This window comes from Mycobacterium sp. PTI7 (genome assembly GCF_056679845.1).
In genome coordinates, this window is record NZ_CM155252.1 from 1,283,948 (window position 1) to 1,310,215 (window position 26,268).

Genomic DNA, 26,268 nt, shown 5'->3' on the forward strand with positions numbered 1-26,268 from the left:
TTTTCTCCCGTCGCTTCGCTCGCCCCGGCGACTCTCCCGTCGCTTCGCTCGCCCTTACGTTCTACTCCTCGGCCCTGCACTAAACTGGACGCGTGCCGATTCCGACCCCGTACGAGGATCTCCTGCGGCTCGTCCTGGAGACCGGAACACCGAAGGCCGATCGCACGGGCACCGGCACGCGCAGCCTGTTCGGCCACCAGCTGCGCTACGACCTCGCCGCCGGCTTCCCGCTGATCACCACCAAGAAGGTGCATCTGAAGTCGGTGATCTACGAACTGCTGTGGTTCCTACGCGGTGACTCCAACGTCGCCTGGCTGCACGAGCACGGCGTCACCATCTGGGACGAATGGGCCAGCGAGACCGGCGATCTGGGCCCCGTCTACGGCGTCCAGTGGCGCTCCTGGCCGACGCCGTCGGGCGAGCACATCGACCAGATCAGTGCCGCCCTCGAACTGCTGAAGCGCGACCCGGACTCGCGGCGCAACATCGTCTCGGCGTGGAACGTCGGTGAGATCCCCCAGATGGCGCTGCCGCCGTGTCACGCGTTCTTCCAGTTCTACGTCGCCGACGGCAAGCTGTCGTGTCAGCTGTACCAGCGCAGCGCCGACCTGTTCCTCGGCGTGCCGTTCAACATCGCCAGCTACGCGCTGCTGACGCACATGATGGCCGCGCAGGCGGGCCTGGAGGTCGGCGAGTTCGTGTGGACCGGCGGCGACTGCCACGTCTACGACAACCACGTCGACCAGGTGACGTTGCAGCTCGGTCGCGATCCGCGGCCCTACCCGGAACTCGTTCTTGCGCAGCGGGATTCGATCTTCGACTACGCCTACGACGACATCGCCGTCGTGAACTACGACCCGCATCCGGGCATCAAGGCACCCGTCGCCGTATGAGCGTCGGGCTGATCTGGGCGCAATCCACCTCGGGTGTCATCGGCCGCGACGGCGGCATCCCGTGGCGACTGCCCGAGGATCAGGCCCGCTTCAAGGAGCTGACCGTGGGCCACTCGGTGATGATGGGCCGGCTGACGTGGGAGTCGCTGCCCGCCAAGGTGCGGCCGCTGCCGGGCCGCCGCAACGTCGTGGTGACGCGGGATGCGGACTATCGAGCGGACGGCGCGACCGTGGTGGGGGACCTCGACGCCGCGCTGGACGCCGAGACCTGGGTCATCGGCGGGGCGCAGATCTATGCGCTGGCCCTACCGGTCGCGACGCGGTGCGAGGTCACCGAGGTGGACGTCGACCTGCCCCGCGAGGACGACGATGCCGTGGCACCCGTCCTGGACGAGGAGTGGGCCCGAACCGACGGCGACTGGCTGATCAGCGAGTCCGGCCTGCGCTACCGGTTCTCCACGTACGTCAGGGCATGACCCGACTCACCGCCGACGCCGCGCGGCGCACGGCCATCGCCGCCCAGGGCTTCGCCGAGCCGAAGCCCGCCGGACCGGTGACCCGCGCCCACCTGCGACGGCTGGTCTCGCGCCTGCAGGTGCTGCAGCTGGACTCCGTGTCGGTGTCGGTGCGCGCCCACTACGCACCCGTGTTCAGCCGTCTCGGCCCGTACGACCGCGACGTGCTGGACCGGGCGGCGTGGAGCCACAGCGCGCGCTCGCCGCGACTGCTCGTCGAGTACTGGGCGCACGAGGCCGCGCTGATGTCGGTCGACGACTGGCCGCTGCTGCGGTGGCGGATGCGGGAGTACGAGCACGGCCGGTGGGGCACCGAGATCGTCCGGAAGAACGCGAAGCTCGCCGAGGACGTCGTCGCCGCCGTCACCGAACTCGGACCGTCCACGGCCGGGCAGATCGAGGCGCACCTGGAGTCGGAGCCGCGGGGACGCAAGGGTCCGTGGTGGGACCGCAGCGACACCAAGTGGGTCGCCGAGGCGCTGTGGTCGTCGGGCGTGCTGACGACCGCCACCCGGGTCGGGTTCGCCCGGCACTACGACCTGACGGAGCGGGTGCTGCCCGCCGAGGTGGTCGCGCGCGAGGTCGACGACGAGGAGGCGCTGCGCGAGTTGACGCTGCGCGCCGCGACCGCGCTCGGCGTCGCCACCGAGACCGACATCCGCGACTACTTCCGGCTCGGCGCCAAGCAGGCGAAGCCGGCCATCGCCGCGCTGGTCGCCGAGGGCGAACTCGAGCCCGTCGAGGTCGACGGGTGGGGTGCGCCGGCGTACCTGCGGGTGGGCCAGACGGTGGCGCGCCGCGACCGCGGCACGGCGCTGCTGTGCCCGTTCGACCCGCTGGTCTTCTTCCGGCCGCGCGTCGAGCGGCTGTTCGGCTTCCACTACCGCATCGAGATCTACACGCCCGCGCCCAAGCGGCAGTTCGGCTACTACGTGTGGCCGTTCCTCCTCGACGGACGGCTCGTCGGCCGCGTCGATCTCAAGGCCGAGCGCCTGCGGGACGAACTGCACGTGGTGGGCGCCTTCACCGAGCCGGGGCAGGGCGCGGTGCGCGTCGCGGCCGCGCTGGCGGTCGAGCTTCGGTCGATGGCGTCGTGGCTCGGACTGTCCGACGTGGTGGTCGGGGAGCGCGGCGACCTGGTGGACGCGCTGCGCGCGGCGCTGTAAACGTCACTCCCACAGGTCGATTCGCGCGTTGTTCACACGGGTCAGGACGCGGCTGACGGCTAGTCCGTACGTCGTGGGCTCCCAGTCCTCGCCAAGTGAGTTCAGGAGTTCGTCGTTGAGGACCGTCACGATCATCTCGGCGTCCGTGCGCGACAGCGTCCGGTCCCGGTCGAGGCGCTCGGCGAGTGTTGGATTTCTGCGGCGGACGACAGCGTCCAGGAGGCGGCTCTGGTCCGCGTCGAGGCACTCGAACGGGTAGTCCACCTCACACCCGCTTGGACACCTCGCCGTAGAGGTCCGGCCACGGCGGACGGCGGACCAGCGTGAGGCCGGCGAACGCAGTCGCGACGAGGCCGACCAGGATGCCCGCCAGAGCGACGCGGGTGTCGTCGGTGGCGGGTCGCCACGTGGACCTGCCGTCCTTGATCACGAAGATGCCGACCGGTTTCGACACCGGGATGATGACGGTCCCGTCGGCAGTCTCGTACTGCGGTCCGAAGGCGGGGTCGTCATCTCCGTCGAACGGGCGCCGAGCGGGTCGAAGAGTCATGGTCCCTGCATACCTGGTGTGCGCCGGTTCCGTCTCAGGCCTGCGGAATGTCCTGTTTGCCCGTATGACCTGGAACGCCAGCGGCGAGTCGTTGTAGCGCGATCGCCGCCAGCGGTCCGTTCGCAAGATCGCCGGAGGCTATCTGCATTACCTGCGCTTTCGGTCCTTCGCACCAAGACGCTCGATCGTTCCTGCCAGAACCGTTGGAGCTATGCGACGGCGACTCTTTGACTCGCTGCTCCATGTTGCTCAGCCTCGCAAGAGGACGCCAATATCGGACGGCCAGCACCAGATCGCGCGTCCGCTCTCGGTGAGGGTGGTGTGCTCATTGATACGGATTAGCAGGTTGTCGTCCGACGCTGCTCGCCGCCGATACGCGAAACCTCCACCGCCCATTCCAGGGCGTGGTGCGATCTCAGGGTCGAACTCGATCACCACATTTCCGCCGTGCAGTTCCCGCCACCACGATTTAAGGAGCTTCAGCTTGCCTGCCGACATCCGCGGCCGGCGGTGACTCGGAACTCGCCGTGGTCGCGAAGGCGTTGGTACACCTTGGACTTCCCGTGTTGATTGGTGGTGCGCCAGGGCCACTCTAGATTCACAATCTGCCGCGGAGTCAGGCTCCCGCCATAAACCTTCTTGTGCCACGACACCGCCTGACGCGAAACGCCGTACATCTTTGCGATCTCGCTCTGGTTGAAGCCTCTCCTGCGCAGCTCCTCGATCTCGCTGAAGACCAAAGGTGTCCGATGGGGGCTCGAGGTGGTGTCCTCGCGCCACTCAGAACGCGATTGGCTCAATGGGTCGGTCATCTTCTCCGCATCGTCGTGTACGTGAGTTGGAAGTGGTTCACTGCTCAATAATTGATCTGCTGCATCCAATGGAGAACCGCATTGATTCTGCATCGAATTCTGCGGTCGTGCCAGGGCCTGTTGTCATCACGCCAGCGGAATGTCGTTGTCGCCCTTAGTGTCCTGATAGTCCCGCGACAACTCGTCGTAGCGCGACCGCAGCCGGGCGGCCTGCTCGGTCAGCCGGCCGCGCAGCGGTTCGTCCTCGTCGTCGATCAGCGCGTCGATCGAGTACGCGGTCCAGAACGCGTTGCTGCGGCGGTACCCACCGGGTTTGAGGCCGAAGAGTTCCTCGAGGATCACCAGGTCGTGCGGGATCGCGAAGCTGTCCCGGGAGTCCTCGTGGCTGTAGAAGTAGTAGAAGTTGTCGAACCCGGCCCACGTGATGGCCGACATGCACAGCGTGCACGGCTCGTGCGTGGTCAGGAAGATCAGCTCCGACGCAGGCGGTCGCTCCGCGAGCCGGTAGAACGCATTGAGCGTGCTGATCTCGCCGTGCCACAGCGGGTTCTCGGTCTCGGCATTGGTGCCCGCGACCACCAGCGACAGGTCGGACTTGCGGAGGATCGCCGCGCCGAACACCTTGTTCCCGTCGGCCACACCGCGCGTGGTGAGTGGCAGGACGTCGTGTTCGATGACGTCGAGCAGGCGGGACGTCGGGGACGGGCTCATGCCCGAACCCTAGGCGGCTAGGCCTTGGTCGTCTCGTCGGAGAACTTCGGCACCCCGTGACCGCGGACCACGTTCACCCCGAAGACGATCGCACCGAGCACCAGCCACACCAGGCCGCCGATCTTGGCGAGCACGTCGGCGTTGAACAGCACGTAGGCGATGATCACGAAGCCCAGGACCGGCACGACGAGGTGCAGCAGGTAGTTCTTCGACTTCTGGCGCACCACGTAGTACCAGATGACCGAGACGTGCAGCAGGCAGAACCCGAACAGCGCGCCGAAGTTCACGAGCGACGAGATCAGGCCGATCTGGCCGACGAAGAAGAGCACCAGCACCAGGCTGATCGCACTGACGAACAGCAGCGCGGCCATGGGCACCTGACGGCTGCTGATCTTCGACAGGAAGCTCGGCAGCTGCCGGTCGCGGCTCATCGAGTAGAGCAGCCGGCTGGTGGCGGCCTGCGCGGCCATCGCGTTGGCGAAGCCGACCGCCATCACGTTGACGGCGAAGAACGCGTTCATCCAACCGGTGCTGGACGCGGCCTGCACCAGCGTGAAGAAGGCGTTGCCCATCTCGTCGTCGCTGAACGACTCCCGGCCACCGGCGAGCAGGCTGGCCAGCCAGGTCTGCGTGACGAACAGCGTCGCGACCACGAACAGCGCGATGATCATGGCCCGGCCGGCCGGATTCTTGCGTCCCGTCGACTCCTCGGCGAGCGTCGAGATGCCGTCGAAGCCGAGGAAGCTCAGCACCGCGATGGACAGCGCCGCGGCGAGCAGGGGAGCGCTGACCGTCTCCGGATTCCAGACCGGGGCGGTGCTCCACCCCACGTTGGGCAGGGACTGACCGTTGATGGCGCGGACCGCGATGACGATGAACACGGCGACGAACACCAGCTCGATGGCGAGGAAGACGCGGTTGGCGATCTTCAGGGAGCCGATGCCCGCCAGGTTGATGATGGTGTTCACCACCACGAACACGTCGGCCCACAGCCAACGCGGCGTGTCGGGGAAGAGCCCGATCATCGACTCGGCCGCGAACACGTAGAGCAGCGTCGGCACCAGCAGGTAGTCGAGCAGGATGGCCCAGCCGGCGAAGAACCCGACGCCGGGGTGGATGCCGCGGCCGACGTAGGAGAACACCGACCCGGCCAGCGGGAACGACTTGGCCATCTGCGCGTAGGCCAGCGCGGTGAACACCATGGCCACCAGGCCGATCACGTAGACCAGCGGCACCATCCCCGACGCGCTGTTGTAGACGGTGCCGAAGATCGCCCACGGCGCGATGGGCACCATGAACACCAGCCCGTAGACCAGGAGGTCGAACGTGGAGACGGAACGTTTGAGTTCCTGTGTGTAGCCGAACGATTCGAGTTCGCGCTCGTTGGCCTTGATCGCCTCGGTGGCCTTGATGTCGGAGTCAGACATGCGGGGGTCCTGTCTCGTGCGTGGGTGGTGCCGATGTGGGGTGCTGATCAGGCGTGGGCTGAGGCCGGGGTGTCGTGCTGGGACAGGAAGTCGGCGATGACCGCCCTGAATTCGTCGGGCTGTTCGAGGTGCGTGCAGTGGCTGGCGCCCGGGAAGACGTGGCTGCGGGCGCCGGGGATGCGCTCGGCGAACGGCGCCCAGGTCGCGGGGGTGGCCTCGTCGAACTCGCCGGCCACCACCAGCGTCGGCGCCTCCACCCGATCGAGACGGTCGACGATGGTCCAGGAGCCGAGAGTGCCGAGGACGTAGAACTCGTTGGGGCCGTTCATCGTGTGGTAGACGGTGGGCTCGGCCTCCATCTGCCGTTCACTGTCGACGAAGTCCTGGGGCATGGGCGTCACGCGGCACACGTGGCGCACGTAGAACTCCTGCGTTGCGGCGACGTACTCGGGGTCGGTGATGGTGCCGGCCTGCTCGTGGCGGTCCAGCGCACGCTGGGTGTCCTCGGGGAGCTGGGCGCGCAGTTCCGCTGCGGCCGCCATCCACAGCGCCATGGAGGCGGGGGAGTTGCAGATGGACAGCGAGGCGAGCCCCTCCGGCCGGCGGACCGCGATCTCGGCGCCGAGCATGCCGCCCCAGGACTGGCCGAGGACGTGGTACTCGTCGATGCCGAGGGCGGCACGGACGGCGTGGAACTCCTCGACGAACAGCTCCGGCGTCCAGAAGTCGGCCGGCGCCTGCGGCAGGTGCGTGCTCCTGCCGCAGCCGATCTGGTCGTAGTGCACGACCAGCCGACCGGTCTGGTCCGCGAGGTCGGCGAGGTTGCGCACGTAGTCGTGCGCCATGCCCGGTCCGCCGTGCAGCACGATCAGCGGGAGCGCGCCGTCGGTGACGACGTCGGGAGTGCTGGTGCGGACCCACGTTTCGTGATCGTGAAACGGCACGGTGCGCTCGGTGACCTGCATGGCGATCAGCATGGACCCGTAAAGGTCTCCTTGCAAGACCAAAAATGACAATTAACATTCTGGTGACGAGAAGGGGTGATGATCAACCATGGCCGACGCCAGCTCTGCGCCGACGTCCCCTCGGCATGGCCTCCTCACCCGCCAGCTCGCGATGCCCTCACGCGCCGACGAGATCACCGATCGCCTGGTCACCGCGATCGCGATCGGGGAATACCTGCCCGGCGCACGGCTGCCCGTCGAACGCGACCTCGCCGCTGCGCTCGGGGTCGGCCGGATGACGGTGCGCACCGCGCTGGCACGACTGGTCGAGCGCGGGCTGCTCGAGACGCGCCGTGGCCGCGGCGGCGGCTCCTACGTCGTCGACCAGTGGCCCGAGTCGTCGACCGCGGCGGTCGGTCGGATCCTCACCATGCGACTGGACGAGTTGCGCGACCGCTGCGACGCGATCTGCCGGATGCACGGCGCCGTGTGCCGCGCCGCGGCCGAGTCCCGCTCGGACGACGACGTGTCGGCGTTGCGCTCGATGCTCGAGGGATACCGGGCGGCGGCCAGCGGATTGGACGCGCAGCAGGCGGACAGCCGCCTGCACCTGGCGATCATGGCGGCGGCCCACAACCCGGTGCTGACCCGGGTGCTGCTGGACCTCGAGGCCTCGGTCAGCATCGGGGCGCCCGCGCACGTCTGGGGTGAACCGTCGACCATGCGCGAGATGGAGTTGCGCTCGCTGCACGAGCACGTCGAACTCGTCGACGCGATCGCCGCGGGCCGGGGCGACGACGCCGACGCACTGGCCCGCGCCCACGTCGCGATCGACTTCGAGAACATCTCCACCGCGATGCGTCGCGCCGGTGTGCTCGAGGGTTGACCGGATTCGGGGTACGCCGCACCTGATCGCCGACGGTCGCCGGGTAATCTCGACCCCGTGACCACCAGCGGATTCGATGCGCATGCACGGCTGGGCACCGTGCTTACTGCCATGGTGACGCCGTTCGGCCCGGACGGCTCCGTCGATCTGGCCGCCGCCAAGAAGGTCGCAACGCACCTGGTCGACGCGGGGTGCGACGGGCTGGTGGTCTCCGGGACCACGGGCGAGTCGCCGACCACCAGCGACGACGAGAAGATCGCACTGCTCGCGGCCGTGCTGGAGGCCGTGGGCGACCGCGCCCGCATCATCGCCGGCGCGGGCAGCTACGACACCGCCCACAGCGTGCACCTCGCGAAGGCCTGCGAGAGCCAGGGTGCGCACGGGCTGCTGGTGGTGACGCCCTATTACTCGCGGCCGCCGCAGGCGGGCCTGATCGGGCACTTCACGGCGGTTGCGGACGCGACGGCGCTGCCGAACGTGCTCTACGACATCCCGCCCCGGTCGGTGGTACCCATCGAATGGGACACCATCCGCGTCCTGGCGGCGCACCCGAACATCGCCGCGATCAAGGACGCCAAGGGCGACCTGCACGGTGGTGCGATGATCATGGCCGAGACCGGCATCGCCTACTACTCCGGCGACGACGCGCTCAACCTCCCGTGGCTCGCCATGGGGGCGACGGGGTTCATCAGTGTGTGGGGGCACGTCGCGGCGAGCCAGCTGCGGGGCATGTGGTCGGCGTTCGCGTCCGGCGACGTGGGCACCGCGCGGAAATATCACGTCGCACTGGGCAGATTGAACGACGCGCAGACCCGATTGGGCGGCGTGACCATGGCGAAGGCGGGACTACATCTCTTGGGCATCGACACCGGCGCACCCCGGCTACCGCAGGTTCCCGCCACCGGGGAACAACTCGAGGAACTGGCCGCCGACATGCGCGCAGCCGCGGTGCTGACGTGACCGCCCCCACCGCTCCGCTGACGCCGCCGGGACCGCTCGCCCCGGGCGGTCTGCGGATCACGGCCCTCGGCGGCATCGGCGAGATCGGCCGCAACATGACGGTGTTCGAGCATCTCGGCCGCCTGCTGATCGTGGACTGCGGCGTGCTGTTCCCCAACCACGACGAGCCCGGCGTCGACCTGATCCTGCCGGACCTGCGCCTGGTCGAGGACCGCCTCGACGAGGTCGAGGCCGTGGTGATCACCCACGCGCACGAAGACCACATCGGCGCGATCCCGCACCTGCTCAAGCTGCGGCGCGACGTGCCGATCGTCGGCTCGAAGTTCACGCTGGCCTTGGTCGCCGAGAAGTGCCGCGAGCACCGGATCAAGCCGGTCATGATCGAGGTCGCCGAGGGGCAGCGGACCACGCACGGCGTATTCGAGTGCGAGTACTTCGCGGTCAACCACTCCATCCCGGGCTGCCTGGCGATCGCCGTGCGCACCGGCGCAGGCACGGTCCTGGCCACCGGCGACATCAAACTCGACCAGATGCCGCTCGACGGCAGACCCACCGATCTGCCGGGCATGTCCCGCCTCGGTCTAGAGGGCGTCGACCTGTTCCTCTGCGACTCCACCAACGCCGAGCACCCCGGCGTCAGCCCGTCGGAGAGCGAGATCGGCCCCACGCTGCACAGGTTGATCCGCGGTGCCGACGGTCGGGTGATCGTGGCGTGCTTCGCCTCGAACGTCGACCGGGTCCAGCAGATCGTCGACGCCGCAGTGGCATTGGGCCGCAAGGTGTCGTTCGTCGGCCGCTCCATGGTGCGCAACATGGGCATCGCGCGGGAGCTGGGCTACCTGACCGTCGCGACCGACGACGTCATCGACATCGCGGCGGCGGAGATGATGCCCGCCGACCGGATCGTGCTGATCACCACCGGAACCCAGGGCGAGCCGATGGCCGCGCTGTCGCGCATGTCGCGCGGTGAGCACCGCAGCATCACGCTGACCGACGGCGACCTGATCATCCTCTCGTCCTCGCTGATTCCCGGCAACGAGGAGGCGGTGTACGGCGTCATCGACGCGCTGTCCAAGATCGGCGCCCGCGTGGTCACCAACGCCCAGGCGCGCGTCCACGTCACGGGCCACGCCTACGCCGGCGAACTGATGTTCCTCTACAACGGGGTCCGTCCGAGCAACGTCATGCCGGTGCACGGCACGTGGCGGCACCTGCGGGCCAACGCGAAACTCGCCGTCCTCAGCGGCGTGCCCGAGAAGAACGTCATGCTGGCCGAGAACGGCGTCAGCGTCGACCTGGTCCACGGCGCCGTCTCCATCGCGGGCGCGGTTCCGGTGGGCAAGATGTTCGTCGACGGTCTCGTCACCGGTGACGTCGGCGACACCACGCTGGGTGAACGCCTTACGCTCGCATCGGGTTTCATCGCCATCACCGTCGCGGTGCGGCGGGGGACCGGCAAGCTCGTCGGCCAACCGCACCTGCACTCGCGGGGCTTCTCGGAGGACCCGAAGGCGCTCGAGCCGGCGACGCGAAAGGTAGAGGAGGCCCTCGAGTCGCTGGCCTCCGAACGCGTCACCGATCCGGCACGCATCGCACAGTCGGTCCGTCGCGCCGTCGGCAAGTGGGTCGGCGAGGTGTACCGCAGGCAGCCGATGATCGTGCCGACGATCCTCGAGATCGACTGACTCCTAGGCGGTTCCGACGATCACGTAGCGGGTCGTCGTCGAGTCGTCGGCGTGCCGCGACTGGGCGGCGTAGGTGAGCCGCGCGTCGTCGTCGCTGAACCGGGTGCCGATCGGCTCGCCGTCCAGCACCAGCGTCCCACCCACCCGGGTACCGTCCGACGTGTCGACGACGACCGCTCGCGTGGTGTGCCCGTCGGCCGTCGTCGCGGTCTGGGTGACGCGGGTGCCACCCGGGCTGAACGTCGCCTCGCCGGGCAGGCCCGCGATCTCCACCGGGTCGCCGATCCGCGTGCCCGTCACCGCGTCGATCAGTACCAGCGTGGTGATCGGCGCCCCCGTCTCGGGGTCCGCTGCGTAGGTGGTGACCGCCACGGCCGTGCCCCCGTGGCCCACCGTGGTGCGCTCCTCGAGGCCGGCGATGACGAGGGTGTCGGCGACGCGTGAGCCGTTCGCCACGTCGAACACCGTCACGTTGGTGCCGAAGGCGCCGGTGGCCGCGTCGAAGGCATCGCTGACGACGACCGCTCGGTCGACGCCCGCGACGAACGACACGCGGCCGATCGACTGGTCGACGGTGCCGGCCTCGCCGATCGGCGAGCCGGTCGCGGTGTCGGCCACCGACATCCGGTTGGCGTAGCCACCCGTGGCGACGTCCCGGGTGTAAGTGGTGACCGCCACCCGGCTGCCGTCGAGGGCGTGGGCCACGCCCGTCGCCCGGCCGTCCACCTCGACGGGGTCGCCCATCAGATCGCCGGTCGCGGAGTCGGCGATCGCCAGGCGCGTGACGTCCGCGTCGGCGGAATGCGTCTGCAGCGTGATGCGCGATCCGTCGGGCGTGAACGCGACATCGTCCACGGTCTGCCCGACCAGGATCAGCGGCTCGCCGACCGGGGCGCCCGTGGCGGCGTCGATCACCGTGACGTGGGCGTCGGCGGTTCCCCCGTCGGACACCGACGTCGTCCGCACCGCCCACGCACCGTCGGCGCTCACCGCGGCCCTGCCCGCGTCACCGGCCAGGTCGAGTGCCGCGCCGATGCGCCGGCCCGAGGTGAGGTCGACGAGTGCGACGTGCGTGGTGGCGGTGTCGCCCACGCCGGCGTCGCCCACGCCGGTGCCGAGCAGCAGGCGGGTGCCGTCGGCGCTGACCGCGAGCGGCGGCCGCGGACGGCCGGGGACGTCGATGGTGTCGCCGACCCGCGCCCCCGTCGCCGTGTCCACGATCCGCAGGCGCGTGGTGGTCTCGCCGGTGACCGCGTCGAACACGTCCGTGGTGAGTGCCGCCCGGCACGACGCCACACCGAGGTCGACGATGCGTTCGCCGACGACGGTCGTCTGACCGGCCTTCCGGCCGAGGACGTTGTCGACCACCGTCAGGCGGGACAGTCGTACCGGGGCGTCCCCGATGGTGGTGATCTGCAGCGTCCGGGCGCCGTCGGGCGTGACCAGCGTGCTGCCGGGGTGCCATCGCCCGCCGACGTCGACCGGGTCGCCGACCTGGCGACCGGTGGTGGTGTCGACCACCGTGATCGTGGTGGCCCACACCGTGGACGAGTCCCCGACGGTGAAGGTCGTGTGCGCGGCGCGCGTTCCGCCGTCGGCGAAGGCGGTCGCGGCGCCGCCGTGTCCGGCGACCGTGACGTCGCCGAGGACCCCGCGCCGATGTGCCTGGCCATTCGAGAGCTGGGCGTTCGGGCGTGGGTCGGCGTTGGCGTCGGCGACGCCCGACACCGCGGCGTCGAACTCGCGGCGCACCCAGGCCAGGACGGTCCACACCAGCGGCGGGGCCACCGGGCTGCCCGTGCCGGGCACCAGGAACGGGGCAAGCAGGGCGATGCCTGCCTTGGCGACCAGGCCGAGCACCGTGCCCGCCGCGAGGTACGGGCTGGCGCCGATCGCCGGTGCGGGCGTGTCGAGCAGCGCCGTCCAGGCGTCCTGCGTCGGTCCTGCCGGCGCTGCGGCGGTGGTGGCGTCGAGTCCCCGGGCGGCCGGATCGTTGGTGGCGAGACGGAGCCGAGGGCGCGTCGACGGACGGGGCGTCCGGGGGTCCCCGCCGGTGACCGAGGTCGACCCTCCGCCGTCGGGGGACGAGACCTCCGGCGTGGTCTCGAGCGTCACCGGCGTCGGCGCGACGAGTGTCTGCGGAACGGGCGTCGGGGGAACGGGCGCCGGGGGAACGGTCTCGAGTGTCTCGGTCGGGACCGGGGCGGGCGGCTCCGCCGCCGGCTCGGGTTCGGGCGGGTCGGCGGCGGCGGGAGCGGTTTGCGTTGCGGTGGCGTTGGTCTCGCCGTTGATCGAGGTGTTGGCGCCGCCGGTGCTGCTGACCGTCACCGGCGGCGACGAGTCGGGCCCCACCTGCGAGGTCACCTGCGAGGACCCCTCGTTCGACGGCGACTCGGGGCTCGTGGTGCCGCCCGATGGCGTGCCGGGCGTCGAGCCGGTGTCGTCTGCGGGGGTCTCCGTGCCGACCTCGGCCGTCGTCGCGTCCTCGTCGGGGGTGGCCCACGCGAGCCCGGTCGGGTCGCCCGATGCGAGGCCGATGCCGAGTGCGACTGCGAGCGCGCCGATCCGCCCGACGTACCGGGCGTGCCCCCCGTGGTGCGTCGGCGTAGGTGGTGTCCTGCGAACCGCCGAGTTCGCTCGCGTCCAACTCGAAATCGTCGTTCCCCCGTCGAAAGGCATCGAGGCCTCGATTCGAAGTTACGGAGTGGCGGCGGGCCAGGAATCGGGGGAAACCCTAGTAATCTGTTCTCGCTGGTGACGGTGTCTTCGAACGGTTCTCGACGGTGCCGGCGGGCCGTTGGGGGCATGGAACTCCGACCGCCGATGGCCGGGTCGAGGTGTTGACGTCCGACGTCGCGGATCGCATAGAGTATCCAATATCAGCTGAAAGCGAGATACGATGCCACCGCGCACCGCGAGCCCGCGCTCCGGCACCAAGAGTGCTGCAAAGGGCGCCACCACCGCTCGTCCCAACGACGACCGGGGTCCCCGATCCGACTTCGTGCGACCCAAGACCGCACAGCAGGCCGTCGCCGAGGCGCTGCGTCACGACATCACCACGGGCAAGCTGGCGCCGGGCAGCTGGATCGTGCAGGAAACCCTTGCCGAGCAGTTCGGCATGTCGCGCATCCCCGTTCGCGAGGCGCTCAAGACGCTCGAGGCGGAGGAGTACATCACCTATGTTCCGCACAGCGGATACCGGGTGGCCAAGCTCGGCCTCGACGATCTCGTCGAGGTCTTCACGCTGCGCGCCATCCTGGAGGAGGCGCTCATCCGGGATGCGATGCCCGGCGTCACCGACGACGTCGTCGACCAGATGCGCGCGTGCAACGCGGAGATGGATGAATCGCTGAAGGCGGGTGACCTCATCGCAGTGGGCGTGTCCAACAGGCACTTTCACTTCCTGACGTTCCAGCAGAGCCGGATGGCCCGCACGAAGCGCATCGTCACCCAGCTGTGGAACACCGCGGATGCCTATCGGCCGCTGTACTCGTCGCTGCTCGACATGACGAAGGTGTGCAAGGAGCACGTCCTGATGATCGACGCCATGGCCGATCGCGACGTGGAGCGCATGGTGGCGCTCAACCACGAGCATCGGGCCCACGCCCTCGCTCCCATCCACGAGATGTTCGCCGCCGAAACCGCGGCCGCGTCGGAGTGACCGTCGCCGACCGGCTCGCGAGCCTGGCGCTCGACGTGCCGCCGCCGGCGCCGCCGAAGGGCGCCTACGCCCCGAGTCGGCTCTGGGGCGACCAGCTCTGGGTGTCCGGAGCGACGGCGCGCCGTGACGAGATACCCGCGCTGAGTGGGATCGTCGGTGCCGACGTGTCGGTGGACGCGGCGCGTGAGCAGGCGCGGCTCGCCGCGCTCAACCTGCTCGGAGCTGTGCAGGGCGCAGTCGGTCTCGACGCGGTGATCGCCGTGAACCACCTGCGCGGTTACGTGCGGGCGGTCCCGGACTTCGCCGCGCATCCCGCGGTCATCGACGGGGCCTCCCGGCTGCTCCTGGACGTCTTCGGCGACACCATCGGCTCGCATGCGCGCACCGCGGTCGGGGTGGCTTCGCTGCCCGGCGGCGCGTGCGTCGAACTGGAACTCGTGGTCAGCGTGGCGACGGGGGACTGAGACGGTTCAGCCACCTTCCCACCGCGACGCCGAGCGCGACGCCGGCCAATCCGTTGAGCAGCAACGGGAACCATCCGGCGTCGTACGGCCCGGCCCCGGGCGCAGATCCCGTGTCCTCGTGCGGGGCCGGCGTGGCGTCGTCGCCCGAGATCGCGGCATTCAGTCGCTTGGTGAACTGGCCGATGATGCGGTTGCTCACCTGCACGATCACGCCCCGACCGAATTGCGCGATCCGCCCGCTCAATTCGAGGTCGGTGGTCACCGTGATCACGGAGCGGCCACCGTCGCCGCGCGCCACCATGTGCACCGTCGCCTCGGTCGATCCGTTGCCCGCGCGGTCGCGGGCATTGCCCCGAACCACCATCTGCTTGGCCGCATCGTCACGGCTGACCACGGAGGCCTTTCCGGACAACGTCATTCCGACCGGGCCGACCTTGATGGCGACGTGCGCGTGATAGTCGTCGCCGTCGCGGTGGTCGAGTTCGGCACCGGGTACGCAGGCGATCACCGCAGGGATGTCGGTGAGTACGGACCATGCGACGTCCAGCGGTGCGTCGACGGCGAATTCGTTGACGAGTTGCACTGTCGGGCTCCCATTCGGTGCTAGCGGTTGTGGAATCGCAATCACGAGAACTACGATTGGATACACTATCCAACGCGAGCCCGCCATGGGCAAGGAGGTTCCCGGCATGCTGAGCAAGGGCGTCGGACTGTTCCCGACCGAGCCGACGGGGGCCATGTGTTCGTACGTGCGTCTGTGCGAGGACCTCGGGTACGACAACGTGTGGTTCGGTGACTCCCAGAACATCTGGCGCGAGTCGTCGACCGTGATGGGCGCGGCTGCGGTGGGGACCGAGCGCATCGTCTTCGGTACCGGGGTGACGAATGCCGTCACGCGACATCCGTCCGTGCTGGCGTCGACGTGGGCGACGCTCGCCGAATTCACCGGCGGGCGAGTGGCACTGGGTATCGGAACGGGTGACTCCTCGTTGCGGACGATGGGCCTCAAGCCGCAGAAGCTCGCCGAACTCGAGACGTCGATCGGACAACTCAGGTCGTTGTTCCGTGGTGACGCGGTCACCGAGGCGACCAGTGGCGCCGAGTTCCACTTGAACTACCTCGACGGGCCGATGGACATCCCGATCTACGTGGCCGCCTCGGCGCCCAGGATCCTCGAGATGTCGGGTCGCATCGCCGACGGTGTCATCGTGCTGGTCGGCACGGCACCGCACTTCATCGAGGCTGCGCTCCAGACCATCGAGAAGGGGGCGGCGCAGAGTGGGCGCACGCTCGACGACCTGCACATCGTGCTGTGGACGCCGACGGCGATCGCCGACGACAGCACCGAGGCGCGCGATCTGGTGCGCGCGCACGTGTCCCGGGTCGCCATCCGGCCGCTGCCGGCCAAGGTCGACCCGTCGCTGGAGAAGGCGATCGACCGGATCCGGGAGAAGTACGACTACTACGAGCACATGAACACCGAGGCCGCCCACGCCGACCTCGTCCCGGACGAGTTGGTGGACCTGTTCGCGCTCGCCGGGACGCGGGACGAGTGTGCCCAGCGGCTGAAGGAGATCGAGTCACTCGGCGTCGATCAGGTGTCGATCGTCCCGTTCGTGCGGCCCGGCCAGAGTCGCGAGGGCACGATCCGGGCGTTCGCCGAGATCGTCGACGGACCGTCGAGCGCCGTGCAGGCGCCCGGGGCCGATCCGGCATGAACGCCTTCGACGCGTCCGAGCGGAGGTTCCTTCCCGCCCCCGGGAGCGCCGTGCCAGGGGCTCCGCCGCCGTTGCGTCGACGATTGACCTCAGCGGACGGCGATCTCGATCCGGTGCCGCACTCCACTCCGAATGCGCCGGAACGCGCTGCGGCGCAGAATGAATCGACCCCACCGACGAGGACCACGGGTGCGCGCTTCACGGCGGCGGCAGTGGTGACGGGCGTCGCGGTGGGTCTCGAGGTCGCCGGTCTGTTACGCCGGCCATCTCGTCGCCGCTAAGTGTTGCGGCACGTCACGACCGTTCGTATAGTGTATCCAATATCCATCGACCTACTCGGAGGCCTCCCGATGGCACGGTTCCGCAAGCTGTTTGGTGCAATTGCCGCCACGACGTCGCTGCTCATCGGCACCACGGCGTGTGCCGACGAGTCGGCCGGACCCGCCGGGGCCGGTGGCGCCGCCGCCGACACGCTGAGCATCTCCGCGACGGGGGTCGACAGCCTCCCGTTCATGGCGATCCTGCAGGCCGGCATCGACAAGAAGTGGTTCGAGGACGAGGGACTCAAGGTCGACCTGTTCTCCGGTGGCGGTGGCGGCAACACGTTGCGGGTCGTCACCAGTGGGGACGCCGACATGGCCATCGCGGGCAATACGTCGGTACTCCTGGCCGCGCGGCAACCGAATTCCAACCTCAAGGTCGTCGCCCCGTGGTTCCAGGTCAACGACTTCTCCTGGATCAGCCCGCCGGGACGCACCATCCAGGGCGCCACCCTCGGCTTCAGTTCGGCAGGGTCGTCCACCGAACTCCTGGTCAAGGGTCTCGAGCGCGAACTCGGTGATGGCGTCAAGGCGCAGGCCGTCGGACAGATGGGCGACAACTGGACCGCTGCGAAGGCCAACCAGATCACCGCCGGCTGGGCGATGCAACCGTTCATCGCCGACAAGCAGGCCTCGGAGAATGCCGAAGTCGTGGTCAACTCCCGAGAGGTACTCGGGGATCTGCCCGCGGACCTGGTGGCCGTCAACACCGAGTACGCCGACGCCAACCCGGAGAACCTCAAGACCTTCTTCAAGGTGGCCGACCGGCTGAACGAGTGGGTGGTGTCGAAGCCCGACGAGGCAGCCGCAGAACTGGCACCACTCGTCGGCGTCTCGCCGGAGGTCATGAAGGCCGCATTCGCCGCCAGCCCCGACCTCGCCAAGGGCTACTCGCTGAAGGTCGATTCCGCCGGGCTGACGAACCTCTCCGAGTTGATGGTCGCCGCAGGCCAGATCACCGAGCCCGTCGATTGGGCCACCGTCCTGGATCAGCAGTACCTCCCCGAGGACGCCAGGACCACGTTCTGACCGTCTGCACCTCCGACCTACCGGAAAGGCGACGTCATGGAATCCCAGGGCATCGAATTGGCAGGGGTGTCAGTCGTATTCGACACCCCGGCGCGCAAGGTCACGGCGGTCACCGGGATCGACCAGGCCGTGCCGCAATCGAGCTTCGTCTCGATCGTCGGACCCAGTGGCTGCGGTAAGTCCACGCTCCTGGCGGTCGTGGCCGGCCTGCAGAAGTCGACCACCGGCACGGTGAGCGTCGCCGGCAAGCCGGTGACGGGACCCGACCCCAAGATCGGGGTCGTGTTTCAAGAGGACTCGACGCTGCCGTGGCGCACCGTCGAAGAGAACACGAGCTTCGCGATGGAGATGATCGGTACCCCCAAGGACGCGCGCCGCCAACGCGCCCGGGAGGCCATCGAACTCGTCGGGCTCGGTGGATTCGAGAAGTCCTACCCGTCGCAGCTGTCCGGCGGCATGCGGCAGCGCGTCGCCTTGGCGCGGACCCTCGCGGTGCAGCCAGAGGTGGTGTTGATGGACGAGCCGTTCGCCGCACTCGACCAGCAGACCCGGCTCTTCCTCGGCGCCGAGGTGCGCCAGATCTGGGCCAGGACGAAACAGACGATCATGTTCGTCACCCACGACATCTCCGAGGCGATCCTGCTGTCCCAACAGGTCTGGGTCATGTCCTACCGGCCGGGGACGATCATCGACGTCGTCGACATCGATCTGCCGGACGAGCGAGACGCGGGCGTGGTGTCCACGCCACGCTTCAACGAATTGCACAACCGCATCTGGGGCTCGCTGCAGGCCGAGTCGATGCGGGGTTTCAAGCAGCAGGAAACCGCAGGCAAAACGGCGTCGCAGCCCGGTAAGGAGGCCGTGAACACGTGACGACCTCCTTCGCGGCCACCGACGACCTGCCCCACGACACCGTGCCGTCCCCTCGTGACTCACCGACACCGGCGAGGAGGAACCGACGGCTGGGCTCACTGGCCATCAGCGTGGGCTCGACGCTCGGCCTCGTCGTCATGTTCACGGTGTTCGCCGAGATCGGTTCGCGCGCAGGTTGGTGGAGCGACAACGTCCTGCCTGCGCCGTCCGTGGTCCTCGGCGCCCTCGGCCCGCTGCTCACCGAACCGCAGTTCTGGCTCGACGCGCAACGCACCGGAGTCGAGGTGTCCCTGTCGATCCTGTTCGGCTGTCTCCTGGGGTTCTGCGCGGGACTGGTGTTCTGGAAGATCCCGTTGATCGGCCGGGTGTTCGAGCCGTATCTGGTGTCGTTCTACGCGGTTCCGCTGGTGTTGTTCTATCCGGTGATGATCGTCCTGGTCGGGATCAACGCGATGTCCGTGATCATCCTGGCCACGATCATGGCGACCATACCCATGGCGCTCAACACGGCCGTCGGACTGAACCAGATGCCGCCCGTCTACCTGAAACTCGCCCGCTCGCTGCGCGCCTCGCCCCGCCAGACGCTCTTCGCGATCGCCATCCCCGCCGCCGGCCCGTACATCGTCGCCGGTCTGCGACTGGCCGTGGTATACGCACTGATCGGGACCATCGCCATGGAGTTCACCACTGCCCAGGCGGGTCTCGGCTATCGGATCCGCTACCTCTACGAGATCTTCGACAACACGACGATGTTCGCCTACATCGTGGTCGTGCTGCTGCTGTCGTGCGTGTTGACGGTGGCCCTGGCGGCGGTCGAGCGAGTCCTGCTGCGGGGGAGGAACACGTGACCGCCGTCCTGCCGAAGCCCGTCGACGGCGCGACCCCGGCACGGGGACGGTTCTCCGTGCGGGGGATCCTCAACAGCCAACTCGTGGGCGCCACCCTGTTGGCCGTCGTCATCGTCATCGCCTGGGAGGTGCTGTCGGGTCTCACGTTCGTGATCCCCTCACCGGTGCAGACCGTGACGGTGCTCATCGCGAACCTGTCCGACCCCGCCTACCTGTTCGACCTGAGGGTCACGGCGCAAGCGGTACTGCTCGCCTTCGTGATCGGGACGGCGATCGGCGGCGGTCTCGGTCTGGTGCTGGGCCTGTCCAGCCGGATGCGCCTCGTCTTCGAACCGCTCCTCATCATTCTCAACGGCATCCCGAAGATCGTGCTGTACCCGGTACTCCTTCCGATCTTCAGCCTGTCGGGTTCGAAGGTGGTCATGGGCGTGTTGTTCGCGCTGTTCCCGGTGCTGATCAACGTCTCGACCGGCGTGCAGGAGATCCCCAAGGTCTACTGGAAGCTCGCCCGGTCGGTTCAGGCGAACGCTTGGCAGACGTTGACGCACATCATCTTTCCGGCCATCCGGCGGCCGTTGCTCACCGGCATCCGGCTGGCCGTCAGCCTCGCGGTGGTCGGCGTGGTGCTGTCCGAGTTCTTCGCGACGCGCCGCGGGCTGGGGCGCGTCGTCCTCCAGGCGTACAGCCACGGCGACTATCCGTCGATGGTCGCCACCATCATGCTGCTCATCACCATCTCCTTCGGCATCTCGATTGCGCTGTGGCAGTGGGAGAAGCGGATTCATTGATGTCCGACACGACTGACACGGGCTACATCGGTAGTTCGGTGCGGCGACGGGAGGACGACCGCCTGCTGGACGGGAACGGGAGCTTCCTGGCCGACCGAGCCGCCGGCGCTCACCATGTCGTCTTCGTCAGGTCGTCGTGCGCGCACGCCAGGATCGTCGGCATCGACACGGCGGCTGCCGAGCGGATGCCCGGCGTACACGGTATCTTCGATGCAGAACGACTGGGCTTGGCCGGGGTGCACATCCCGTCGCTGACCATTCCCGATCCGGACTTCACGGCCGCGACGTCGCTGGTGCTGGCGGAGCAGCGGCTGCCCATTCTCGCCTCGGATACCGTGCACTACGTCGGTCAGCCGATCGCCGTCGTCGTCGCGGATGACCGCTACCTCGCCGAGGATGCCGCCGAGCAGGTCGAGGTGACCTACCAGACGCTGCCGCCGGTGCTCGACGCCCACGCCGCGCTGGCTCCGGAGGGTCCGGTGCTGTTCGACCACCTCGCGACCAACGAGGCGGCGCGGCTGGAGTATTCGTTCGGCGATCCCGGGTCGGTCTTCGCCGCCGCGGACCACGTGGTCGAGGGCACGTACCGCATGGAGCGCCACGGCGCCGTGCCGCTCGAGTGTCGAGGTGTGCTGGCCGAGGTCGACGGGGTCAGGCAGCGCGTCGAGGTCACCACCTCGACCCAGGTGCCGCACATGGTGCGCAACGCCATCTGCACCGTGACGGGCTGGGGTCGCGAGGACGTGAAGGTGTCGGTTCCCGACGTCGGAGGCGGCTTCGGGACCAAGGCCAACGTCTACGGCGAGGAAGTGGTGCTCGCCGTCCTGGCCAGGCACACCGGGCGACGGGTGATCTGGGTCGAGGATCGTCAGGAGCACCTGGTGTCGAGCGCACAGGGACGCGATCAGGAACACCGGGCACGACTCGCGGTCGATGCCGAGGGGCGGATCCTCGCGTGGGAGGTCGACTTCGTCGTCGACATCGGTGCGGGCAGCCTGTGGGTCGCCGGCATCGTGGCCAACACGGCGATTCACCTCATGGGGCCGTACCGCGTGCCCGCCGTCCACGTGCGGGGTCGCGCGGCGCTCACCAACAAGACGCTCGTCGCGCAGTACCGCGGCGCGGGGCGGCCCGAAGCGACCTTCGCGCTGGAGCGCAGCCTCGACGCAGCCGCGGCGCACGTCGGGCTCACGACCAGCGAGATCCGGCGCCGCAATCTGCTGACCGCCGCGGACATGCCCTACGCACGCCCGATCCCGTACCGCGACGGTGTGCCCGTCGCGTATGACGGTGGCGACTACCTGGCCTGCCTGGACTCGGTGACCCGCGCCCTCCCCGCCACCGAGGTGGACGTGTGCGCGGTCGAGAACCCCGACCACCTCATCGGATACGGAGTGGCGTCCTACCTGGAGGCCACTGGCCGCGGACCGCACGAGACGGCCAGGATCCGGCTGCTGGGCGACGGCCGGTTCGAGGTGACCGCCGGCGCCGCATCGGCGGGGCAGGGGCACGAGACGGTGTTCGCCCAGGTTGCCGCCGAAGCCCTTTCGGTACCGCTCGACCGGGTGCGCTACGTCGCGTCCGACACCGAGCGGCTGCCCGACGGCGTCGGCACGTTCGCCAGTCGGTCGGCCGTCCTCGCGGGGTCAGCGGTCCACCAGGCAGCCAACGAACTCGTCGACGCGGCATCGGTGCGGGCGGCCCGCCTGTTCGAGGTGGACCACGTCGACTACGCGTCCGGTCGGTTCGCTTCGGCCGAGCGCTCCATCGGCTGGGAGGAACTGGCGGCGGCCTCGCGCGTCGGTGGCCGTGACGAGGGTGCAGCGGCACTGGACGTCACGACGGTCTATCGGGTTCCGACGGTCACGTGGACGATGGGCGTCCACGCGGTGATCCTCGGCGTGCACCGTCGGACCGGCATCGTCAAGGTCCTGCGGTATGCGGTGTCCCACGAGGGGGGCCGCGAGATCAATCCACGGATCGTCGAGGGGCAGATCGTCGGTGGTGTGGCCCAGGGCATCGGCGGCGCGCTGTTCGAGGCGTGGGGATACTCGCCCACCGGTGACCCCACGTCCACCACCTTCGCCGCCTATCACCTCCCGCTGACCACCGACGTCCCCGACGTCATCGTCGACCACCTGCACGTCGACACCCCGAGCAATCCGCTCGGTGTCCGGGGAGCGGGGGAGAGCGGCACGATTGCGGTGTACGCCGCCGTGGCAGGCGCCGTCGATTCGGCACTGGGCGGTCGATACCACGTGACGACGACGCCGATCGGCACCGGGGACCTGTGCCGCGCACTCGCCGAGGTGGCGTGATGAAGCCTGCCGAGTTCGCCTATCACCGACCGGATTCGGTGGCTGAGGCACTGCACCTGCTGGCGGCGGATCCCGACGCCAAGCTGCTCGCGGGTGGGCAGTCGCTGCTGACTCTGATGAACCTCCGGCTGGCTCGACCGTCGGCGGTGATCGACATCGGCCGCCTCACCGAGCTGAACCGCGTCTTCGACGACACCGACGACCTGGTGCTCGGCGCTCTGGTCACCCACCGCGCCGTCGAGGTCGACCCGTTGATCGCAGCGCGTGCACCGCTGCTCGCCGACGCCGCGCGGTACATCGGTCACGTCGGCATCCGCAACCGCGGCACCATCGGCGGATCGGTCGCGCACGCCGACCCGGCGGCCGAGATGCCGCTCGCCACATTGGTTCTGGACGCCGTCTTCCACGTCGAATCCGCGACGACGGGTCGGCGGCAGGTGCCCGCCGACGAGATGTTCGTGTCGTTCTACACCAGTGCCCTCGCCCCGGACGAGATGATCACGTGGATCTCGGTACCGGCGATCCGGCCCGAGCAGGGCTGGGGATTCGTCGAATACGCCCGTCAGCACGGCGACTACGGGCTCGCGGGTGCCGGCGCCATGGTCACCCTGCGACCCGACGGGTGCGTCGAGTCGGCTCGGGCCGCCGTGCTCAGCGTCGCCGACCGGCCGCTGCTGTTCGTCGCCGACGACGTCGCCGGCGCCCGACCCACCGAGGCGCTCTGGCGCGACCTCGCCGAGACGTGGTCCCGCGCGACCGAACCGGCGGCCGACGATGCCGACTACGTGCGCCGACTGTGCGCGGTCGCGCTGGTCGAAGCGTTGATGGATGCGTCGCGGCGCGCGACGGGAGGAGACGACGATGAGTGAGAACCCCCAGCCGGTGTACGTCTCCGTCACGGTGAACGGCACGCTGGTCAGACGGTCGGTGTCGCCGCGGCTCTCGCTGGCGGACTTCCTCCGCGACGAACTCGGCCTGACCGGAACGCATCTGGGCTGCGAGCACGGGGTGTGCGGTGCCTGCACCGTGTTCGTGGACGGGCGGTCCGCCCGGGCGTGTCTGATGCTCGCCGCCCAGGTCGACGAGATGCGGGTCGACACGGTCGAGGGTCTTGACCAGTTCGAGGAGACGGCTCGACTGCGACGGGCCTTCTCCGACCGCGGAGGCCTGCAGTGCGGCTTCTGCACGCCGGGCTTCCTGGTGAGCGCGGTAGAACTGCTTCGCGACACCGACGCCGAGAAGCCGTTGACCGCCGACGTCGTGCGGGAGACGTTGTCGGGCAACATCTGCCGCTGTACGGGTTATCAGGGGATCGTGAACGCCGTGCTGGACGCCGCGGCGTCGCAGGATGGAGAGGACCCGTGACGTCGCGTCGGCGACACCGGTGATGCCGTCGCGCTGGCACTCGGCGCTCCTGCGTCCGGTCGGTAGCAGCCGGTGGGGGATGGCGGCCTGGCTCGCGTCTGGGCTGGCCGTGATCCTCGTGGTGCCGATCGCCGTCGGGCACGCGGGGCTCGCATCGGCGACGGCGCTCGCCTTCGTGTTGACCGCGGTACCCACGTTGCCGCGGACCTGGCGTGCGGCGGTCGCCACGATCGGCGCTCGCGGCGTCGCGGTGGTCGTCGGCGCCTCGTGCGCCATGCTGGCCGTCGGGCACCCGTTGGCGCTCGCCGCAGTGACGGTCGTCGCGGCGGTGTGCGGCGCACTGCTCGAGCGGGTGGGGCCGACCGCCGGTCTCGCGGTGGTCCTCGTCGCCGTCGACGTCCGCGGCGCGGTCCCGTCGGCGGTGGTCCTCGTCCCGTACGTGGTGGGCGCATTCGTGGTGATGGTGGCGTGGACTGCATGGTTCTGGTGCAGACGGGCGACGGCCCGCCGTGCGGACCCGGAGTTCGACCGTGGGACGCGGCGGCAGTCCGGGGCGCATGCCGTCCGGGTCGGAGTCGCCGTGGCAGCGGCAGTGGCGATTGCGGGACTTCTCCCCGACGGGTTCGTGGGAGGGCACTGGTTGGTGACCGGCGTGCTGCTCACCGTGCAACCCACCGCCGCCGATACGGGACTGCGATTGGCTCAGCGCCTGGCGGGCAACGGCGTGGGCGCGGTGATCGCCGCCGGACTGCTGGGGACGCACCCGTCGGTCCCCGTGGTCGCGGCCGTCACCGTCGGGTTGTTCACGGTGGCCATGGCCCTACGGCCGGTCAACTACACCTGGTGGGCGGTGACCGGCCCGCCCGTGCTGCTGGTCGTCAGCGAGTATCCGCTGCTCTTCCCCTGGTACGAGGGTGGCGTCAGGCTCGCGATGAACCTGGTCGGGGCGGCGATCGTGGTGGCGGTGGTGTTCGGGACACCGCTCGTGCTGCGTCTCGGTGCCGCGCGGCGCCGGGGCGGCTACCACCCGCAGGCGCCGTCGGATATCGTATACAGAATCCAAACGAGGAGGCTTTAGGTGGCGACACTGCTCGTGGAGGACATCGGCCTCCTGGTTCACGGCGACCGCGACGTCGCTCCGGTCCGAGACACCACGCTCGTCATCGAGGACGGTGTCATCGCCGAGATCGGGGGCTCCGCGTCCGCCCCGGACCGGGTCCTGTCCGCCGGCGGGCTGACCGTCATCCCCGGTCTCGTCGACGGCCACGTGCATCCCACCTTCGGCGAGTGGACGCCTGCGCAGAACGCGGTCGGGTGGATCCACAACTACCTGCACGGCGGCACCACCTCGATGGTGTCCGCCGGCGAACTGCACATCCCGGGCCTCGCATTCGACGCGCTGACACCGGAACTCGTGCTGAGCATCGCCATCACGTCGAAGCACACGACCGGGCGGATGCGCCCGTCCGGCGTCAAGGTCGACGCGGGAACCGTGCTCCTGGTTCCCGGCATGACCGAGGACCACTTCGATCGCGCCGCACGCGAGGGCATCGATCAGCTGAAGTTCATCTTCTACGACTGGAACCGTCTCGGCGACGGAGAAGCCCAGCGGTACGTGCGCTGGGCCCACGAGCGGGGCATGACCGTGAAGCTGCATTCCGGCGGGGTGTCGCGTTCGGGTTCGAGCAGGGTCGCCGGTGCAGACGTCGTGGTCGCGGTGGGACCGGACGTCGTGGGGCACATCTCGGGCGGACCCATCCCACCACCCGACGCCGACATCGTCGCGATCATCGAGGGCCTGCCCGACACCTTCGTCGAGGTGTGCAGCTCGAACAACTACCGCGCAACCGGTGTCGTCGTCGACGAGTTGACCCGCCGCGGCAGGCTGGACCGCCTCACCCTCGGAACCGACACCCCGGGAGGGACCGGTGTCATTCCGCGGGGCATGCTGCGCAACGTGTGCTACCTGGCGTCCGTGTGTGGCATGGACCCGGTGTCCGCCGTCGCGGCGGCGACCGGCCAGACCGCCCGTGCGCACGGACTCGACACGGGCGTCATCGCGGAGGGTAGGCCGGCCGACCTCGTGGTGCTCGGTCCGATCACCGGGTCCACGGCGAGAGATGCGCTGGAATCGTTCGCCCTCGGCGATCTGCCCGGCATCGCCACCGTCCTGGTCGACGGTGAGCCGCTGGTGAGCACCCGCAGCGAGCAGACCCCGCCGCCCAGCCGGTCGGTCACGTGGCAGGGTGCCATCATGCGCCGCGCCACACCGCACCCGGCCCCGGTCGGAGCCCACGCGTCCGGCTGCTGCTGAAACCCGTCCCATCGATCTAGG

General features: G+C 69.2%; 26 protein-coding genes. 18 read left to right on the forward strand and 8 right to left on the reverse strand.

Annotation, left to right across the window (positions count from 1 at the left end; all coding sequences use genetic code 11):
- Nucleotides 1-92: 92 nt before the first annotated feature.
- Genes AC1MEY_RS06235 through AC1MEY_RS06245 form a run of 3 tightly spaced genes read left to right on the forward strand, consistent with a single transcriptional unit; the run spans nucleotide 93 to nucleotide 2,574 of the window.
- The gene (locus AC1MEY_RS06235; protein WP_480229829.1) at nucleotides 93-893 is read left to right on the forward strand and encodes a thymidylate synthase; all 801 of its coding nucleotides are present in this window, start codon (nucleotides 93-95) and stop codon (nucleotides 891-893) included.
- Nucleotides 890-1,369, forward strand: a complete 480-nt coding sequence (locus tag AC1MEY_RS06240) for a dihydrofolate reductase (protein WP_480229830.1) — start codon at nucleotides 890-892, stop codon at nucleotides 1,367-1,369. Before AC1MEY_RS06235 ends, AC1MEY_RS06240 begins: the two co-directional genes overlap by 4 nt.
- The gene (locus AC1MEY_RS06245; RefSeq protein WP_480229831.1) at nucleotides 1,366-2,574 is read left to right on the forward strand and encodes a winged helix-turn-helix domain-containing protein; all 1,209 of its coding nucleotides are present in this window, start codon (nucleotides 1,366-1,368) and stop codon (nucleotides 2,572-2,574) included. Before AC1MEY_RS06240 ends, AC1MEY_RS06245 begins: the two co-directional genes overlap by 4 nt.
- Before the next feature lie 3 nt (nucleotides 2,575-2,577).
- Here AC1MEY_RS06245 and AC1MEY_RS06250 read toward each other — a convergent pair whose 3' ends face one another.
- The 6 genes from AC1MEY_RS06250 to AC1MEY_RS06275 form a co-directional block, all read right to left on the reverse strand.
- Complete coding sequence (locus tag AC1MEY_RS06250) at nucleotides 2,578-2,838, reverse strand: hypothetical protein (RefSeq protein WP_480229832.1); 261 nt, start codon at nucleotides 2,836-2,838, stop codon at nucleotides 2,578-2,580.
- Nucleotide 2,839: 1 nt separating this feature from the next.
- A complete protein-coding gene (locus AC1MEY_RS06255; protein WP_480229833.1) occupies nucleotides 2,840-3,124 on the reverse strand; it encodes a hypothetical protein in 285 nt (94 codons plus the stop codon).
- Between the two features lie 479 nt (nucleotides 3,125-3,603).
- The gene (locus AC1MEY_RS06260; protein ID WP_480229834.1) at nucleotides 3,604-3,936 is read right to left on the reverse strand and encodes a hypothetical protein; all 333 of its coding nucleotides are present in this window, start codon (nucleotides 3,934-3,936) and stop codon (nucleotides 3,604-3,606) included.
- Nucleotides 3,937-4,062: 126 nt separating this feature from the next.
- Nucleotides 4,063-4,647 (reverse strand): tRNA-specific adenosine deaminase, encoded by a 585-nt coding sequence (locus AC1MEY_RS06265; RefSeq protein ID WP_480229835.1) that lies wholly within the window; start codon nucleotides 4,645-4,647, stop codon nucleotides 4,063-4,065.
- 17 nt (nucleotides 4,648-4,664) lie between these two features.
- The gene (locus tag AC1MEY_RS06270; RefSeq protein WP_480229836.1) at nucleotides 4,665-6,074 is read right to left on the reverse strand and encodes an APC family permease; all 1,410 of its coding nucleotides are present in this window, start codon (nucleotides 6,072-6,074) and stop codon (nucleotides 4,665-4,667) included.
- 47 nt (nucleotides 6,075-6,121) lie between these two features.
- Nucleotides 6,122-7,051 carry a proline iminopeptidase-family hydrolase gene (locus tag AC1MEY_RS06275; RefSeq protein WP_480229837.1) on the reverse strand — a complete coding sequence of 310 codons (930 nt, stop codon included), beginning with the start codon at nucleotides 7,049-7,051 and terminating at the stop codon, nucleotides 6,122-6,124.
- A gap of 76 nt (nucleotides 7,052-7,127) precedes the next feature.
- Between AC1MEY_RS06275 and AC1MEY_RS06280 the strand changes: the two genes are divergently transcribed.
- The 3 genes from AC1MEY_RS06280 (at nucleotide 7,128) to AC1MEY_RS06290 (ending at nucleotide 10,549) form a co-directional block, all read left to right on the forward strand.
- On the forward strand, nucleotides 7,128-7,904 hold the full coding sequence (locus tag AC1MEY_RS06280) for a FadR/GntR family transcriptional regulator (RefSeq protein ID WP_480229838.1): 777 nt from the start codon (nucleotides 7,128-7,130) through the stop codon (nucleotides 7,902-7,904).
- A gap of 111 nt (nucleotides 7,905-8,015) precedes the next feature.
- Complete coding sequence (gene dapA / locus AC1MEY_RS06285) at nucleotides 8,016-8,864, forward strand: 4-hydroxy-tetrahydrodipicolinate synthase (protein ID WP_480231330.1); 849 nt, start codon at nucleotides 8,016-8,018, stop codon at nucleotides 8,862-8,864.
- Between the two features lie 17 nt (nucleotides 8,865-8,881).
- Nucleotides 8,882-10,549, forward strand: a complete 1,668-nt coding sequence (locus AC1MEY_RS06290) for a ribonuclease J (protein WP_480231331.1) — start codon at nucleotides 8,882-8,884, stop codon at nucleotides 10,547-10,549.
- Nucleotides 10,550-10,552: 3 nt separating this feature from the next.
- Here AC1MEY_RS06290 and AC1MEY_RS06295 read toward each other — a convergent pair whose 3' ends face one another.
- The gene (locus tag AC1MEY_RS06295) at nucleotides 10,553-13,228 is read right to left on the reverse strand and encodes a hypothetical protein (RefSeq protein WP_480229839.1); all 2,676 of its coding nucleotides are present in this window, start codon (nucleotides 13,226-13,228) and stop codon (nucleotides 10,553-10,555) included.
- A 220-nt stretch (nucleotides 13,229-13,448) separates the two neighbouring features.
- Here AC1MEY_RS06295 and AC1MEY_RS06300 point away from each other — a divergent pair, with 220 nt between their 5' ends.
- Nucleotides 13,449-14,210 (forward strand): GntR family transcriptional regulator, encoded by a 762-nt coding sequence (locus tag AC1MEY_RS06300; RefSeq protein WP_480229840.1) that lies wholly within the window; start codon nucleotides 13,449-13,451, stop codon nucleotides 14,208-14,210.
- Nucleotides 14,207-14,674: a RidA family protein gene (locus AC1MEY_RS06305; RefSeq protein ID WP_480229841.1), complete on the forward strand. Its 468-nt coding sequence runs from the start codon at nucleotides 14,207-14,209 to the stop codon at nucleotides 14,672-14,674. The genes AC1MEY_RS06300 and AC1MEY_RS06305 overlap by 4 nt, the downstream gene beginning before the upstream one ends.
- On the opposite strand, the gene AC1MEY_RS06310 is transcribed toward AC1MEY_RS06305, so the two are convergent.
- Nucleotides 14,652-15,257, reverse strand: a complete 606-nt coding sequence (locus AC1MEY_RS06310; RefSeq protein ID WP_480229842.1) for an SRPBCC family protein — start codon at nucleotides 15,255-15,257, stop codon at nucleotides 14,652-14,654. The two genes, AC1MEY_RS06305 and AC1MEY_RS06310, sit on opposite strands and share 23 nt — an antisense overlap.
- Nucleotides 15,258-15,342: 85 nt before the next feature.
- On the opposite strand from AC1MEY_RS06310, the gene AC1MEY_RS06315 reads away from it, so the two are divergent.
- The 10 genes from AC1MEY_RS06315 to AC1MEY_RS06360 all read left to right on the forward strand — a co-directional run bounded on the left by AC1MEY_RS06315 (nucleotide 15,343) and on the right by AC1MEY_RS06360 (nucleotide 26,247).
- A complete protein-coding gene (locus AC1MEY_RS06315; protein WP_480229843.1) occupies nucleotides 15,343-16,392 on the forward strand; it encodes an LLM class flavin-dependent oxidoreductase in 1,050 nt (349 codons plus the stop codon).
- A 350-nt stretch (nucleotides 16,393-16,742) separates the two neighbouring features.
- Nucleotides 16,743-17,741, forward strand: a complete 999-nt coding sequence (locus AC1MEY_RS06320) for an ABC transporter substrate-binding protein (RefSeq protein WP_480229844.1) — start codon at nucleotides 16,743-16,745, stop codon at nucleotides 17,739-17,741.
- A 36-nt stretch (nucleotides 17,742-17,777) separates the two neighbouring features.
- Nucleotides 17,778-18,614, forward strand: a complete 837-nt coding sequence (locus tag AC1MEY_RS06325) for an ABC transporter ATP-binding protein (protein WP_480229845.1) — start codon at nucleotides 17,778-17,780, stop codon at nucleotides 18,612-18,614.
- Complete coding sequence (locus AC1MEY_RS06330; RefSeq protein ID WP_480229846.1) at nucleotides 18,611-19,462, forward strand: ABC transporter permease; 852 nt, start codon at nucleotides 18,611-18,613, stop codon at nucleotides 19,460-19,462. Before AC1MEY_RS06325 ends, AC1MEY_RS06330 begins: the two co-directional genes overlap by 4 nt.
- Nucleotides 19,459-20,250: an ABC transporter permease gene (locus AC1MEY_RS06335; protein ID WP_480229847.1), complete on the forward strand. Its 792-nt coding sequence runs from the start codon at nucleotides 19,459-19,461 to the stop codon at nucleotides 20,248-20,250. The genes AC1MEY_RS06330 and AC1MEY_RS06335 overlap by 4 nt, the downstream gene beginning before the upstream one ends.
- Entirely contained in the window at nucleotides 20,250-22,568 is a 2,319-nt protein-coding gene (locus AC1MEY_RS06340; protein ID WP_480229848.1) for a xanthine dehydrogenase family protein molybdopterin-binding subunit, read from the forward strand. Before AC1MEY_RS06335 ends, AC1MEY_RS06340 begins: the two co-directional genes overlap by 1 nt.
- A complete protein-coding gene (locus AC1MEY_RS06345) occupies nucleotides 22,568-23,437 on the forward strand; it encodes an FAD binding domain-containing protein (protein WP_480229849.1) in 870 nt (289 codons plus the stop codon). Before AC1MEY_RS06340 ends, AC1MEY_RS06345 begins: the two co-directional genes overlap by 1 nt.
- Nucleotides 23,430-23,933 (forward strand): (2Fe-2S)-binding protein, encoded by a 504-nt coding sequence (locus tag AC1MEY_RS06350; protein ID WP_480229850.1) that lies wholly within the window; start codon nucleotides 23,430-23,432, stop codon nucleotides 23,931-23,933. The genes AC1MEY_RS06345 and AC1MEY_RS06350 overlap by 8 nt, the downstream gene beginning before the upstream one ends.
- A complete protein-coding gene (locus AC1MEY_RS06355; RefSeq protein ID WP_480229851.1) occupies nucleotides 23,917-25,011 on the forward strand; it encodes an FUSC family protein in 1,095 nt (364 codons plus the stop codon). The genes AC1MEY_RS06350 and AC1MEY_RS06355 overlap by 17 nt, the downstream gene beginning before the upstream one ends.
- Nucleotides 25,012-26,247 (forward strand): amidohydrolase family protein, encoded by a 1,236-nt coding sequence (locus tag AC1MEY_RS06360; RefSeq protein WP_480229852.1) that lies wholly within the window; start codon nucleotides 25,012-25,014, stop codon nucleotides 26,245-26,247.
- Nucleotides 26,248-26,268 lie beyond the last annotated feature (21 nt).

What these genes read in the sequence shown, in the direction of transcription:
- AC1MEY_RS06240 (WP_480229830.1), top strand. Translation starts at nt 890, where the DNA reads ATGAGCGTCGGGCTGATCTGGGCGCAATCCACCTCGGGTGTCATCGGC.
- AC1MEY_RS06245 (WP_480229831.1), top strand. Translation starts at nt 1,366, where the DNA reads ATGACCCGACTCACCGCCGACGCCGCGCGGCGCACGGCCATCGCCGCC.
- AC1MEY_RS06255 (WP_480229833.1), bottom strand. Translation starts at nt 3,124, where the DNA reads ATGACTCTTCGACCCGCTCGGCGCCCGTTCGACGGAGATGACGACCCC.
- AC1MEY_RS06260 (WP_480229834.1), bottom strand. Translation starts at nt 3,936, where the DNA reads ATGACCGACCCATTGAGCCAATCGCGTTCTGAGTGGCGCGAGGACACC.
- AC1MEY_RS06265 (WP_480229835.1), bottom strand. Translation starts at nt 4,647, where the DNA reads ATGAGCCCGTCCCCGACGTCCCGCCTGCTCGACGTCATCGAACACGAC.
- AC1MEY_RS06270 (WP_480229836.1), bottom strand. Translation starts at nt 6,074, where the DNA reads ATGTCTGACTCCGACATCAAGGCCACCGAGGCGATCAAGGCCAACGAG.
- AC1MEY_RS06275 (WP_480229837.1), bottom strand. Translation starts at nt 7,051, where the DNA reads ATGCTGATCGCCATGCAGGTCACCGAGCGCACCGTGCCGTTTCACGAT.
- AC1MEY_RS06280 (WP_480229838.1), top strand. Translation starts at nt 7,128, where the DNA reads ATGGCCGACGCCAGCTCTGCGCCGACGTCCCCTCGGCATGGCCTCCTC.
- dapA (WP_480231330.1), top strand. Translation starts at nt 8,016, where the DNA reads ATGGTGACGCCGTTCGGCCCGGACGGCTCCGTCGATCTGGCCGCCGCC.
- AC1MEY_RS06295 (WP_480229839.1), bottom strand. Translation starts at nt 13,228, where the DNA reads ATGCCTTTCGACGGGGGAACGACGATTTCGAGTTGGACGCGAGCGAAC.
- AC1MEY_RS06300 (WP_480229840.1), top strand. Translation starts at nt 13,449, where the DNA reads ATGCCACCGCGCACCGCGAGCCCGCGCTCCGGCACCAAGAGTGCTGCA.
- AC1MEY_RS06315 (WP_480229843.1), top strand. Translation starts at nt 15,343, where the DNA reads ATGGGCAAGGAGGTTCCCGGCATGCTGAGCAAGGGCGTCGGACTGTTC.
- AC1MEY_RS06320 (WP_480229844.1), top strand. Translation starts at nt 16,743, where the DNA reads ATGGCACGGTTCCGCAAGCTGTTTGGTGCAATTGCCGCCACGACGTCG.
- AC1MEY_RS06325 (WP_480229845.1), top strand. Translation starts at nt 17,778, where the DNA reads ATGGAATCCCAGGGCATCGAATTGGCAGGGGTGTCAGTCGTATTCGAC.
- AC1MEY_RS06340 (WP_480229848.1), top strand. Translation starts at nt 20,250, where the DNA reads ATGTCCGACACGACTGACACGGGCTACATCGGTAGTTCGGTGCGGCGA.
- AC1MEY_RS06345 (WP_480229849.1), top strand. Translation starts at nt 22,568, where the DNA reads ATGAAGCCTGCCGAGTTCGCCTATCACCGACCGGATTCGGTGGCTGAG.
- AC1MEY_RS06350 (WP_480229850.1), top strand. Translation starts at nt 23,430, where the DNA reads ATGAGTGAGAACCCCCAGCCGGTGTACGTCTCCGTCACGGTGAACGGC.
- AC1MEY_RS06355 (WP_480229851.1), top strand. Translation starts at nt 23,917, where the DNA reads ATGGAGAGGACCCGTGACGTCGCGTCGGCGACACCGGTGATGCCGTCG.